This is a genomic window from Caulobacter sp. BE254 (assembly GCF_031457295.1).
Classification (GTDB): Bacteria; Pseudomonadota; Alphaproteobacteria; order Caulobacterales; family Caulobacteraceae; genus Caulobacter.
On record NZ_JAVDWJ010000001.1, the window covers coordinates 555,280 to 568,796 of the forward strand.

10 protein-coding genes are annotated in these 13,517 nt (G+C 68.4%); 4 read left to right on the top strand and 6 right to left on the bottom strand.

The features are described 5' to 3' along the window. Positions 1-447: 447 nt before the first annotated feature. The 6 genes from J2X41_RS02540 to J2X41_RS02565 form a co-directional block, all read right to left on the bottom strand. A complete protein-coding gene (locus tag J2X41_RS02540) occupies positions 448-1,947 on the bottom strand; it encodes a CoA-acylating methylmalonate-semialdehyde dehydrogenase (protein ID WP_310079348.1) in 1,500 nt (499 codons plus the stop codon). A 29-nt stretch (positions 1,948-1,976) separates the two neighbouring features. Continuing rightward, positions 1,977-2,786 (bottom strand): 5-deoxy-glucuronate isomerase, encoded by an 810-nt coding sequence (gene iolB, locus J2X41_RS02545; RefSeq protein WP_310079351.1) that lies wholly within the window; start codon positions 2,784-2,786, stop codon positions 1,977-1,979. Further along, the gene (iolE, locus tag J2X41_RS02550) at positions 2,783-3,682 is read right to left on the bottom strand and encodes a myo-inosose-2 dehydratase (RefSeq protein WP_310079353.1); all 900 of its coding nucleotides are present in this window, start codon (positions 3,680-3,682) and stop codon (positions 2,783-2,785) included. Before iolE ends, iolB begins: the two co-directional genes overlap by 4 nt. Positions 3,683-3,688: 6 nt before the next feature. Next, a complete protein-coding gene (gene iolD, locus J2X41_RS02555; protein WP_310079355.1) occupies positions 3,689-5,533 on the bottom strand; it encodes a 3D-(3,5/4)-trihydroxycyclohexane-1,2-dione acylhydrolase (decyclizing) in 1,845 nt (614 codons plus the stop codon). After that, positions 5,534-7,462 (bottom strand): 5-dehydro-2-deoxygluconokinase, encoded by a 1,929-nt coding sequence (iolC, locus tag J2X41_RS02560; RefSeq protein WP_310079357.1) that lies wholly within the window; start codon positions 7,460-7,462, stop codon positions 5,534-5,536. A 115-nt stretch (positions 7,463-7,577) separates the two neighbouring features. After that, a complete protein-coding gene (locus tag J2X41_RS02565) occupies positions 7,578-8,450 on the bottom strand; it encodes a MurR/RpiR family transcriptional regulator (protein WP_310079359.1) in 873 nt (290 codons plus the stop codon). A 305-nt stretch (positions 8,451-8,755) separates the two neighbouring features. On the opposite strand from J2X41_RS02565, the gene iolG reads away from it, so the two are divergent. The 4 genes from iolG to J2X41_RS02585 all read left to right on the top strand — a co-directional run bounded on the left by iolG (position 8,756) and on the right by J2X41_RS02585 (position 13,515). Then, a complete protein-coding gene (gene iolG / locus J2X41_RS02570; protein ID WP_310079361.1) occupies positions 8,756-9,742 on the top strand; it encodes an inositol 2-dehydrogenase in 987 nt (328 codons plus the stop codon). Positions 9,743-9,936: 194 nt separating this feature from the next. Next, positions 9,937-10,920, top strand: a complete 984-nt coding sequence (locus tag J2X41_RS02575; RefSeq protein ID WP_310079363.1) for a sugar ABC transporter substrate-binding protein — start codon at positions 9,937-9,939, stop codon at positions 10,918-10,920. A 19-nt stretch (positions 10,921-10,939) separates the two neighbouring features. After that, a complete protein-coding gene (locus J2X41_RS02580; RefSeq protein WP_310079365.1) occupies positions 10,940-12,502 on the top strand; it encodes a sugar ABC transporter ATP-binding protein in 1,563 nt (520 codons plus the stop codon). Continuing rightward, positions 12,499-13,515, top strand: a complete 1,017-nt coding sequence (locus J2X41_RS02585) for an ABC transporter permease (protein ID WP_310079367.1) — start codon at positions 12,499-12,501, stop codon at positions 13,513-13,515. Before J2X41_RS02580 ends, J2X41_RS02585 begins: the two co-directional genes overlap by 4 nt. Positions 13,516-13,517: the final 2 nt, after the last annotated feature.

The following is a 13,517-nucleotide window of genomic DNA, read 5'->3' on the forward strand; positions in this document are numbered from 1 at the left end:
AAACCGACGGCGCGATGGATCGCGCCGTTGCGACGCCGCGCTCGCGGCCACTTCGAGCAGACCATTTAGAGACCTATATGGGCCGCTCCCAAGGCACCGTAGGGTGGGGTTCGAGGAGGGTCAAAGCGCACAACCCCTTATTTTACTTGGAATTTACGGCTGATGGAAACATGGGCGCCATTTCGATTGGTTATACGCTCGACGGAAGACGCCAATCGCAATATTTGTCAATATATTCAATAGTATACATCCGAACCGTCATACCGAGCCCCAAGGACCAACAAGACCAATTTAGTGCCTTTTTTCGCGACCATTCCACACCGCGCCAACGCCCCCGTAACAAACGATAGCGACGCCTCGGCCAAGGCCTCCCGGGCCACCGCCGAGATCGGGGCGGCTGCGCCGACTTGAGCTCCGTGGAACGAGAATCCGCCGGTCGCCCGACCGTCAGCGCATGGTCGGAATGACGAAGCTCTGGTCCAGCACCGCCCCGCCCTTGGGCCAGCGCTGGGTCACGGTCTTGGTCCGGGTGTAGAAGCGCACGCCGTCCAGGCCGTATTGGTTCAGGTCGCCAAAGCCCGAGCGCTTCCAGCCGCCGAAGCTGTGATAGGCGACCGGCACCGGGATCGGCACGTTGATCCCGACCATGCCGACCTCGACCTGGTCGGCGAACTCGCGGGCGGCGTCGCCGTTGCGGGTGAAGATCGCCACGCCGTTGCCGTACTGGTGGCGCGAGGCCAGGCCGATCCCCTCGGCCAGGCTCTCGGCGCGGACCACCTGCAGCACCGGGCCGAAGATCTCGTCCTGGTACGAGCGACTGGTCGGTTTGACGTGATCGAACAGGGTCGGGCCGACGAAGAAGCCCTCTTCGTGGCCTTGCAGCGAGAAACCGCGACCGTCGACCACCAGTTCGGCGCCTTCGTCGACGCCCATCTGGATGTAGCTTTCGATCCGCGCCTTGTGGGCGGCGCTGACCACCGGGCCGTAATGGGCGTCGTGGTCGGTGCTGACGCCGATGCGAAGCCCGCTGATCGCGGCGACCAACTTCTCGCGCAGGGCGACAGCGGTCTTCTCGCCGACAGGAACGACCACCGGCAAGGCCATGCAGCGCTCGCCGGCCGAGCCGTAGGCCGCGCCGATGATGTCGGCCGTCGCCTGGTCGAGATCGGCGTCGGGCAGGACGATGCCGTGGTTCTTGGCCCCGCCCATGGCCTGGACGCGCTTGCCGGCCGCCCCTGCCCGCTGGAACACCGACTGGGCGATGTCCGAGCTGCCGACGAAGCTGACGGCCTTGATGTCGGGATGGTCGAGGATGGCCTCGACGCAGTCCTTGTCGCCGTGGACGACGTTCAGGATGCCCGGCGGCAGGCCGGCCTCCATCATCAGCTCGGCCAGACGCACCGGCACGGACGGATCGCGTTCGGAGGGCTTGAGGATAAAGGCGTTGCCGCAGGCGATGGCTGGGCCGAACATCCACATCGGGATCATGGCCGGGAAGTTGAACGGGGTGATGCCCGCCACGACGCCCAGCGCCTGACGCATCGAATAGACGTCGATCCCTGGGCCGGCGCCTTGGGTGTACTCGCCCTTCAGCAGGTGCGGGATGCCGCAGGAAAACTCGATGACTTCCAGGCCGCGCATGATGTCGCCCTTGGAGTCGGCGACGACCTTGCCGTGCTCGGACGACAGCAGTTCCGCCAGTTCGTCCATATGGACTTCCAGCAGGCGCTTGAACTCGAACATCACCCGCGCCCGGCGCTGGGGATTGGTCGCCGCCCAGGCCGGCTGGGCGGCCTTGGCGTTGGCGATGGCGGCGTCCAGCTCGAAGGTTGAGGCCAGGGCCACCCGCGCCTGCACCTTGCCGGTGTTGGGATCGAAGACGTCGCCGAAGCGTCCGGACGCGCCCTCGACGGCGCGGCCGCCGACGAAATGGGGAATGCTGCGCATGACGCGCTCCTTCTCGAAGGGGTCGGGGATCACGCTTGCCGCATGATCCAGTCGTGGGCCGGGTCGTTGCGGAAGATCCACTTGCGGTGCGGTCCGGCCATGACGTTGAGGTAGTAGAGGTCGTAGCCGTGCGGGGCCCCGACCGGGTGATAGCCGCGCGGCACCATCACCACGTCGCCGTCCTGCACGCAGACCGTCTCGTCTAGGCTGCGGTCGTCGGTGTAGACGCGCTGGAAGGCGAAGCCCTGCGGCGGGTTGAGGCGATGGTAGTAGGTCTCCTCCAGCGCGGTCTCCTCGCCCTCGGCCGCGGTGTCGTGCTTGTGCGGCGGGTAGCTGGACCAGTGGCCGCCCGGCGTGATCACCTCAACCACCAGCAGGCCGTCAGCCGGCGCGGTTTCGGGCAGGATGTTGCGGACGAGGCGCGTGTTCGTCCCCTTCCCCCGCGTTTCGCGCGGCATGTCGGCCTCGGCGATCAGCCGCGCCTGCCCGCCCGGCTTGCCGGGCGCGGTGCAGAGGGCCAGCTCGATGGCGGTCACGGCGGTCACGGCGTAAGCCGTGGCCGCCGGCACGTAGACGGCGCCCGGAGCCTTGTCCTCGAACACGCTGGTCCGGCCGCCGATCGCTCCGAACGACACCTCGCCAGCGGTCACCTCGGCGGTTCCGCTCATTACGACGACGCAGGTCTCGCGGGCTGGGTCGGAACCTTCGAAGGTCTCGCCGGCCGCCAGCTTGACCACCTGGAAGCCGACATGGCTCCAGCCGGCGCTTTGTGGGGTGATTTCCAGGACCGAGCCGGAGGCGTCGGGCGCATGGGGACGGACGAGCAGCTTGCTCATCACGCCGCCCACAGGCCCGCGGCGGCGGCTTCCGTCTTCAGGGTCGCCAGGCCGATCTCGCCGTATTCGCGCGGATTGGCGATGGCCGGGTCCTGCTCGGCCTCGACGATGATCCAGCCGGAATAGCCGATCTCGGCCAGGGCTCGCATGACGGCCGCGTAGTCCAGCGACCCGTCGCCCGGCACGGTGAACATGCCCGCCAGGACGCCCTCCAGGAAGCTGCCGCCGTCCTGCGAGATGACCTTGCGGAAAACCTCGCCGCGGATGTCCTTGCAGTGCACGTGGGCGACCCGCTGGGGGTGCGCGCGGATCACCGACACCGGATCCAGCCCGCCCAGAGCCGCGTGGCCGGTGTCGACCGTCAAACCGACTGACGGACCGGTGCTGGCCAGGAAGGCCTCCAGGTCCTCGGGCCGTTCGACGACCGTGCCCAGGTGATGGTGATAGGCGAACTTCAGGCCCTGCCCCTGGATGTAGTCGGCCACCTGGGTCAGGCGGGCGCCGAATTGCTTCCAGCCCTCGGCGTCCAGGCGCGGGGTCGCGGACAAGGCCTTGGTCTTGTCGCCGTGGATGGCGTTGCTGGTCTCGGCATGGACGAAGACGGTGCAGCCCATGGCCTTCAACAGGTTGAGGTGCGGCTGCAAGGCTGCGATCTCGTCGTCGGCCGACTGGACCAGCAGGCTCCCGCTATACCAGCCGCCGACCAGGTCGAGGCCGTAGCGGTCCAGCAGCGGCTTCAGCACCGCAGGGTCGCGCGGGAACACGCCGCCCAGCTCGACGCCCTCGAAGCCGATCGCCTGGCAGTCGGCCAGCACGCTCTCCAGCGGGGTGTCGCCGCCCAGCTCGGGCATGTCGTCATTGATCCAGGCGATGGGGCTCACGCCGAAACGGATGGTCATGGGCGTCTAGTCTCCCGTACGCTGCTGCTTGATCTTGTCTTCGTAGTCGGCCCGCGCGGCCTTGACCGCGGGACGCACCGAGACCTCCGGCACCGCCACGTCCCACCAGGCGCCGCCCTGCGTGGTCGGCATGGGGTCGGTGTCGACGACCACCACATAGGTCCGGTCGCTGGCCTTGGCGCGCCGCAACGCGGCCTCGAGTTCGGCGAGGTTGGCCACCTTCTCCGACCGCGCGCCCAGGCTCTTGGCGTGAGCGGCGAAGTCGATGTCCGGCAGGGTCTCGTGGACCGTGTCGGCCAGCAGGTTGTTGAACGCCGCGCCGCCGGTCGCCGCCTGCAAGCGGTTGATGCAGCCGTAGCCCCGGTTGTCGAGGACGGTGACGATCAGCTTGGTCCCCAGCATCACCGAGGTGGCAAGCTCGGAATTGAGCATCAGGTAGCTGCCGTCGCCGACCATCACGTGGACCTCGCGGTCCGGCGCGGCCAGCTTGACCCCGACGGCGCCGGCGATCTCGTAGCCCATGCACGAGAAGCCGTATTCGACGTGATAGCCGCCCGGCGCGCGGGTGCGCCACAGCTTGTGCAGCTCGCCCGGCAAGCCGCCGGCGGCGCAGACCACGACGCTGTCGTCGGACGAGGCCCGCCACACCGCGCCCAGCACCTGGGCGTCGGTCGGCAACGGCCGGTCGTCGGCCTTGGTCGCGGTGTCGAAGATCGCGTTCCAGCCGGCGACACGGCCCGTGACCTTGGCGGTCCAGGCGTCAGGGGCGCGCCAGCCGTCGAGCGCTTCGGCCAAGGCCTCGACCACCGCCAGCGCGTCGCCGACCACGGCGGTCGCGCCGTGCTTATGGGCGTCGTGCGGGGCGACATTGATCTGGACCAGCTTGCGGCCTGCCGCCCCGAACAGGGCGCGCGAGCCGGTGGTGAAGTCCTGCAGGCGCGTGCCGACGCCGATCACGAGGTCGGCCTCCTCCGCCGCCGCCACCGAGGCGGTCGTGCCGGTGACACCGATCGCCCCGAGGTTCAGCGGGTGGTCCCAGGCCAGGCTCCCCTTCCCGCCTTGCGTCTCGGCGACCGGCAGGCCGGCGGCGGAGGCCACTGTGGCCAGCGCGGCCTCGGCGCGGGCGTAGAGCACCCCGCCGCCCGCCACGATCAGCGGCTTTTTCGCCGCCTTGATCAGGGAAACCAGGTCGGCCAGCTCTCTCGGATCGGGGCGCGGCGCGCGGATGCGCCAGACGCGCTTGGCGAAGAAGCCCTCCGGATAGTCGAACGCCTCGGCCTGGACGTCCTGACAGAAGGCCAAGGTCGCGGGGCCGCAGGTGGCCGGATCGAGCATCGTCGCCAGGGCCCGCGGCAGGGCGTCGAGGATCTGCTCGGGCCGCGTGATCCGATCGAAATAGCGCGACACCGGCTTGAAGCAGTCGTTGGCGCTGACCGTGCCGTCGCCGAAATCCTCGATCTGCTGAAGAACGGGATCGGGCCGCCGGCTGGCGTAGACATCGCCGGGCAGGAACAGCACCGGTAGGCGGTTCACATGCGCCAGGGCGGCGGCCGTAACCATGTTGGTGGCGCCGGGGCCGATCGAGGTGGTGCAGACCATGGCCCGCTCGCGTCGGGACTGCTTGGCGAAGGCGATGGCCGCGTGGGCCATGCCTTGTTCGTTGTGGGCGCGCCAGGTCGGCAGCAGGTCTCGGACGCCGTGCAGCGCCTCGCCCAGCCCGGCGACGTTGCCGTGACCGAAGATGGCCCAGACCCCGGCGAAGTACGGGATCTCGCCCTCCCCCGTCTCGACATATTGCGCACAGAGCCAGCGGACGGTCGCCTGGGCGGCGGTGAGACGAGCGTGAGCCATCTAGGCCGCCTTCTCCGCGGCGCCGCGCAGGCGCCTCCACGCATCGACCAGCACCTGGAACTTGCCGACCAGCGCGGCCACCGCCGCGTCGTCGTCGATCCGGTGGGCCAGCCACTCGCGGGCGACATCATAGAAGATGGTCCGGCCCACGGCGAAGCCCTTGACGATGGGGAACGGCGCGACGACCGCGAACGACGCCAGAAGCTCGTCCTCCGGCGCCGACAACCCCAGCAGCACCACGCCCCGGCACAGCGGGTCGTTCTCGGCGATGGCGACCTCGATCTCGCGCCAGGCGGCGGGATCGGTCAGCGGTTCCAGCTTCCACCAGTCGGGCCGGACGCCCAGGCCGTAGAGCCGGCGAATGCCGCGCGCCACCGTGTGGCTGTCGCTGGCCATGTCGGCGGGCAGGATCAGCTCCAGCAGCAGTTCGTGGCGGGTCTTGCGGCAGGCGTCGAACAGCCGCAGCAGCTGGCGCTCCTGACGCTCGCGAAGGTCGACCTCGTCGTCGGGGTGATAGAAGACCAGGCACTTGACCACATGGTCCAGCGGCCACTCGGTCAGCTCGGTGGCGACGTCGGCCGAGCTCTCGAACTCCAGCGGACGCGACTTGGGCAGCTCGATCGGGCGGGCGATCCAGTAATCGTGGTCGGCGGCCTGGGCCAGGGCGTCGAAACCGAAGCGGCCGTCCAGCAGCATGCCGAAACGCGCCTCGTCGCGACCGGCCACCTGCTGGACCGCGCGCAAGGCCAGGGTCTTGAAGTGCGGGATCCGTCCGGGATCACCGCCGGTCTCGGCGATCAGGTCCAGGAACTGGCTGCGATGGTCGACGGCCAGGACGGTCAGCTCGTCATAGACGCGCTCGCGGGTCGTGGCCCAGTGGATGTGCTCCAGCTCGACATCCTCGCGCAGGCGGAACGGACGTTCCCGCTCGCCGAGGAAGGCCTGCAGCTCGACCCAGGTCGGCATGGCGGGCGCGCAGCCATGGCGCGAGACGACGATCGCCCCGCAGGCGTTGCCCCATTCGCAGCAGGTCTCGACGGGCTCGTGGCGCAGCCAACCACGCAGGAAGCCGGCCATGAAGGCGTCGCCCGCCCCCAGCACATTGAACACCTCGACCTGGAAGCCCCGGGCGCTGACGCCCTGGTCCAGGCTGTCGGGGATCGCGCCCGGGAAGGCCACGCAACCATCGGCGCCGCGCTTGCAGACCAGCAGGGCGTCGCTGCCCTTTCGGATGGCGCGCAGGGCTGTGACGGTGTCGGTCGAACCGCCCAGAATATGGATTTCCTCCTCGGTGCCGACGATCAGGTCGCAGAGGGTCAGCACCTCCTGCAGCTTCTCGGTGACCTGCCGGTTGGCGACGAACCGGTTCTCGCCGGCGTCCTTGCCGGTCAGGCCCCACAGCACCGGCCGATAATCGATGTCGAAGGCCACGCGGCCGCCGGCCTTCTTCACGGCGCGGGCCGCCTTCAGGCTGGTCTTGTAGACGTTGGGCTGCGACAGGTGGGTGCCGTTGATCAGCACCGCCCCGGCCTGGGCGAACCAGGCCTCGTCGACGTCCGACGGCTGCAGCGCCATGTCGGCGCAGTTCTCGCGGTAGAAGATCAGCGGAAAGTTCACCCTGTCGCGGATGCCCAGGATCACCAGGGCGGTCAGGCGGTCGGGGTCGGACAGTACGCCGGCTACGTCGACGCCCTCGCGGGCCAGCTGTTCGCGGATGAAGCGGCCCATGTGGTCGGCCCCGACCCGGGTCAGCAGACCCGTCTTCAGGCCCAGGCGCGCGCCGCCCGAAGCGGTGTTGGTCGGACTGCCGCCCAGATACTTGGCGAACGAGGCCATGTCCTCCAGACGGCCGCCCACCTGCTGGCCATAGAGGTCGACGCTGGAGCGGCCCACGGCGATCAGATCAAGGGTCTTTGAGTCCTGCGCCATACGGGTTCCACGTTACTCTGCCGCCGGTTTTCCACCCGCTGTGTGAAACGCATATTCCAACATCAGAACGCTCGCAATATCCATTTCATTTCCACCAGGGAATGGAACAGATGGTTCAGCCCGCGTGAGCCTTGCTCTTCTTCTTGCTGGCCGCGAAGGCGAAGCCGATCACCAGGGCCTGGGCCAGACAGATCGAGGCGGCCAACGAGCGGAAGGTCCTCACCTCCGACTCGCGCACGTGCAGAACCAGGCTGGCCGCCTTGGCGATCGGACTGACCAGGCTGTCGCTGATCGACAGGACCCTGGCCCCGCGCTGCGAGGCCATCTCGACCGCGTGCACCGTTTCCTCGGCGTAGGGGTGGTAGCTGACCGCGATCAGCAGGTCCCTGGGACCGATGGTCTGGACCTGCTGCTTGGTCAGACCGGCCACGCCGTCGATGAAAAGCGTGCGCTTGTTCAACTGCTGCAGCGAATAGGCCAGGTAGGACGCGACAGGGAACGACCGGCGGAAACCGACGACATACACCGTCTCGGCCTTGTCGATCAGCTTCACCGCGTTGGCCATGTCGGCTTCACTGACCGTCTGTCCCAGGTTCTGCAGGGCCAGGGTGTTGCCCTCGACGAACTCGGCGAGCACGTCGGCCCCGCTCTCGGGCTTCTTGGCGACCGCCTCGTTGAAGTGGCGCACCCGCTCGCCATAGCCCAGGCCCGCATGCCCCGACAGCAGGCCGTCGCGAAACAGCCGCTGCATCTGGCTCGCGCCCGGATAGCCGAACGACTTGGCGAACCGCACGATCGCCGACGGCTGCACGCCGCAGCGCTCGGAGATCACGGCCAGGGTCTCCAGCGCCATCTCGTTGGGTTCGTCCAGCACATAGCGCGCGATCTGCTGCAGGCGCTTGCTAAGCGAGTCGTAGCGTTCGAGGATCGCCGTCCTCAATTCATCGGCGCTGGCCGGCGCGTTCGCCGTCATGGTCTCTTCGGTCATCGGGGCCCCGACACAACTGATCCAAAGTTAGAATATCCGTTCCGCGTGTAAACACCAGACCCCTCGCCCGCGGCAAGAAATTCCACTTTAATTGTAGAGAGAATTTTCGTTCCAAGTTACACGAGTGGCGAAACCCGGCCAAGCCACGAGCCGGACGAGGAGGCGATGGTGATCCAGACTGCGCGATTGAACGGTGATCGAACGGGCTCGTTCCGCCTTCGCCGTTCCAGCCGCGAGGCGCCGCCGCCCAACGTCCTCGCGCGCCCGATCTCCTGGCCTGTTCTTCCCAGAGTATGAAGGTTCCCATGCACGACATCGCGATCCTGGGCGCGGGCCGCATCGGCCGCATCCACGCCAAGAACGTCGCCGGCCAGGCGGGCTTGCGGTTGAAGTACGTGGTCGACCCGATCGCCGCGGCCGCCGACGGCCTGGCCGCCGAAACCGGCGCCGTCGTCACCGACCTCGACACCGCCCTCGGCGATCCGTCGGTGGACGGCGTCATCGTGGCGAGCTCCACCGACACCCATCTGGATTACGCCCTGAAGGCCGTCGCCGCCGGCAAGGCGGTGTTCTGCGAGAAGCCGATCGACCAGGATTTGGCCCGCGCCCGTTCGGCGGCCGGCGAACTGGGCGGCCGGGGCGTGAAGCTGTTCCTGGGCTTCAACCGCCGCTTCGACCCGAGCTTCCAGGGCTTGAAGGCCCGCCTGTCGGCCGGCGTGGTCGGCGCCCTGGAGACCGTGCACATCACCAGCCACGACCCGGCCCCGCCGCCGGTCGCCTACGTCAAGGTGTCGGGCGGCCTGTTCAAGGACATGGCCATCCACGACTTCGACATGGCCCGTTGGCTGCTGGACGAGCCGATCACCGAGGTGTTCGCCGCCGCGAGCTGCCTGGTCGACCCGGCGATCGGCGAGGCCGGCGACGTCGACACGGCCAAGATCATCCTGCGCACCGCCTCGGGCAAGCTCTGCGTGATCAGCAACAGCCGCCGCAGCGGCTACGGCTACGACCAGCGCATCGAAGCCTTCGGGTCCAAGGGCCTGGTCCGCGCCGAGAACGTCATGGAGAGCACCGTCTCGGTCTGGGGCGAGGCCGGCGCGACCAGCGACGCCTTCCAGAACTTCTTCCTCGACCGCTACGCCGAGGCCTACCGTCGCGAGATGGCGCACTTCGCGCAGATCATCCGCGGCGAAACCCTGCCCTCGGTCGGCTACGCCGACGGCGTCGAGGCCCTGGCCCTGGCCGAGGCGGCCGGCCAGTCGGTCCGGACAGGCCAGGTCGTGAAGCTGTAGCTTCGTGACGGAAATCGACGCCCTTTGGGAGAAAGGGCGTCGAAAGCGCCCCATCGTCGGCGCGATCACCGCAGAAATGAAACGCACCTTCCCGACATTCTTGACATGGAATTTATATTCCATTCTTGTGTCGAAGAAAAACCGGGCGATGCTCCACGTCCCATAAACATACCGTTAGAGAGACGAGAAACGCCATGAACCGCACCCCCACATCGCGCCGGCGCTTCCTGGGCCTAGCGGCCGGACTGGGGCTGACGGCGGCGGCGGGCGGACTGCTCGGCGGTTGCGGGCGCGGCGGCCAGAACGCCGCCGAGGTCGTGGTCAGCTTCAACGACCTCTCCCAGCCCTTCTTCGTGGCCATGCGCCGCGAACTGGAGGACGAGGCCGCCAAGCTGGGCGTCAAGGTCCAGGTGATGGACGCCCAGAACAACTCGTCCAAGCAGATCGCCGATCTCGAGGCCGCGGCGGTGCAGGGCGCCAAGGTGGTGATCATCGCCCCGACCGATTCCAAGGCGTTGGCCACGGCCGCCGACGAACTGGCCGAACAGGGCGTGGCGGTGATTTCGGTCGACCGCAACATCTCCGGCGCCAAGGTCCCGGTGCCGCACGTGGGCGCCGACAACGTGGCCGGCGGCCGCGCCATGGCCGACTGGGTGGTCAAGACCTATCCCGGCGGCGCGCGCGTGGTGGTGATCACCAACGATCCGGGCAGCTCCAGCTCGATCGAGCGGGTCAAGGGCGTGCACGAGGGCCTCGCGGCCGGCGGCCCGGCGTTCAAGATCGCTGCCGAGCAGACCGCCAACTCCAAGCGCGACCAGGCCCTGACCGTCACCCAGAACGTGCTGACCTCGATGCACGACGATCCGCCCGACGTGATCCTGTGCCTGAACGACGACATGGCCATGGGCGCCCTCGAAGCGGTCCGCGCGGGGGGCTTCGCGCCGGGCAAGATCAAGGTGCTGGGCTTCGACGCCATCCCCGAGGCCCTGGCCCGGATCAAGGCCGGCGAGATGGTCGCCTCGGTCGAACAGAACCCCGGCCAGCAGATCCGCACCGCCCTTCGCCAGGCCGTGGCCAAGATCAAGACCGGCGCGGCGCCCAAGAGCGTCAGCCTGACCCCCGTGCTGATCACCAGCGCCAACCTTTCCGAGGCTTCGCGCATCTCGGAAGTGAAATAGTCCGCGACGGATCGGTGTGATGACGCTTCTGGACGTCAGCCAGGTCAGCAAGAGCTTTCCCGGCGTGCGCGCCCTCGACCGGGTCCGGCTCGAGGTCGGGCGCGGCGAGGTCCACGCCCTGCTGGGCGAGAACGGCGCGGGCAAGTCGACCCTGATCAAGATCCTGTCGGCCGCCCACGCGGCCGACGAAGGCGTCGTGATCTTCGATGGCCAGCCGCTGGATCCGCGCGACGCGCCCCTGCGCCGCCAGCAGCTGGGCATTGCGACGATCTATCAGGAGTTCAACCTCTTTCCCGAGCTCAGCGTCGCCGAAAACATCTTCCTGGGTCGCGAGCCGAAGCGGCCCCGTTCAGGAAATTGGGGTCTGATCGACTGGCGACGCCTGCGGGCCGACGCCGACGCCCTGCTGGGTGAACTGGGCCTGCCGCTGGATCCGAACGCCCAGGTCAGCCGCCTGACGGTGGCCGAACAACAGATGGTCGAGATCGCCAAGGCGATGACGCTGAACGCCCGGCTGATCATCATGGACGAGCCGACCGCCGCCCTCAGCAGCCGCGAGGTCGGCCGCCTGCACACGATCATCGCCGACCTCAAGGCGCGCGGCGTCAGCGTCATCTACGTCTCCCATCGCCTGGCCGAGGTGAAGGCCATGTGCGACCGCTATACGGTGATGCGCGACGGCCGCTATGTGGCCAGCGGCGACGTGGCCGAGGTGGAGGTCAGCGACATGATCCGCCTGATGGTCGGCCGACATGTCGAGTTCGTCCGCCGGGCGCGCTCGGGCGAGCCCGGCCCCGTCGTCCTGAAAGTCGAGACGGTGACCCCGAAGCGCCCGCGCCTGGCGGCCCCCGGCTATCTGAAGGATGTCTCGCTGGAGGTGCGCGCAGGCGAGATCGTCGGCTTGGCGGGCCTGGTCGGCGCGGGTCGCACCGACCTGGCCCGGCTGATCTTCGGGGCCGACGCGATCGCCAGCGGGTCGATCCGGCTGGACGGCAAGCCGCTGAAACTGAAGTCGCCGCGCGACGCGATCCGGGCCGGCGTGATGATGGTGCCCGAGGACCGCAAGCAGCAGGGCTGCTTCCTCGACCATTCCATCCGCCGCAACCTCAGCCTGCCCAGCCTGAAACCGTTGAGCCGCCTGGGTCAGTGGATCGACGAGCGCGCCGAGCGTGAGCTGGTCGAGACCTATCGCCACAAGCTGCGCGTCAAGATGGCCAGCCAGGAAACCCCGATCGGCAAGCTGTCCGGCGGCAACCAGCAGAAGGTGCTGCTGGGCCGCTCGATGGCCCTGGCCCCGCGCGTGCTGATCGTCGACGAACCCACCCGCGGCATCGACATCGGCGCCAAGGCCGAGGTGCACCAGGTGCTGTCCGACCTGGCCGCCCAGGGCGTGGCGATCCTCGTCATCTCCTCGGAACTGGCCGAGGTCATGGCCGTCAGCGACCGCATCGTCGTCTTCCGCGAAGGCGCGGTCGTCGCCGACCTCGACGGCGAGACGGCCACCGAAGAGGGCCTGATGGCCTACATGGCGACCGGCGTCGGCCGGGCTCCGCCGGCAGGAATGGAACACCGTCCCCAATGACCTCCTCCCCGACGCTTTCCCCCGATCCGGCGGCCGACCAGGCGACCTCTGCGCCGCGCCGCTTCGACCCGCTGGCCTTCGCGCGCAAGCACCGGACCATCCTGTTCCTGCTGCTGCTGATCGCCGTGTTCGGCGCGGTCAACGAGCGGTTCCTGACCATCCGCAACGCGCTGAACATCCTCAGCGAGGTGTCGATCTACGGGATCATCGCGGTCGGCATGACCTATGTGATCCTGATCGGCGGCATCGACGTGGCGGTAGGCTCTTTGCTGGCCTTCGCCTCGCTCGTGGCGGCCTATGTGGTGACGACGGTCGTCGGCCCCTCGCCGGTGAGTTGGCTGATCGCCCTGGGCCTGTCCAGCCTGGTGGGCCTGGCGGGCGGCTATGTCCATGGCAAGGCGGTCACCTGGCTGCACGTGCCGGCCTTCATCGTCACCCTGGGTGGCATGACCGTGTGGCGCGGCGCGACGCTGATCCTCAACGACGGCGGCCCGATCTCGGGCTTCGACGCCGCCTACCGCTGGTGGGGCACCGGCGACATCCTGTTCGTGCCGGTGCCGATCGCCGTCTTCGTGCTGGTGGCGGCCCTGGGCCATGTCGTGCTGCGCTACACGCGCTACGGCCGCCAGGTCTACGCCGTCGGCGGCAACGCCGAGGCCGCTCGGCTGTCGGGCGTCAATGTCGACTTCATCGTCACCAGCGTCTACGCGGTGATCGGCGCCCTGGCCGGCCTGTCGGGCTTCCTGCTGTCGGCCCGCCTGGGCTCGGCCGAGGCCGTGGCCGGCACGGGCTACGAGCTGCGGGTCATCGCCTCGGTGGTGATCGGGGGAGCCAGCCTGACCGGCGGATCCGGCGGCGTGGGCGGCACCATCCTGGGCGCGCTGCTGATCGGCGTGCTGTCGAACGGCCTGGTGATCATGCACGTCAGCTCCTACTTCCAGCAGGTGGTGATCGGCCTGATCATCGTCGCGGCGGTGGCGTTCGATCACTACGCCCGCACCCACAAGGCCTGACG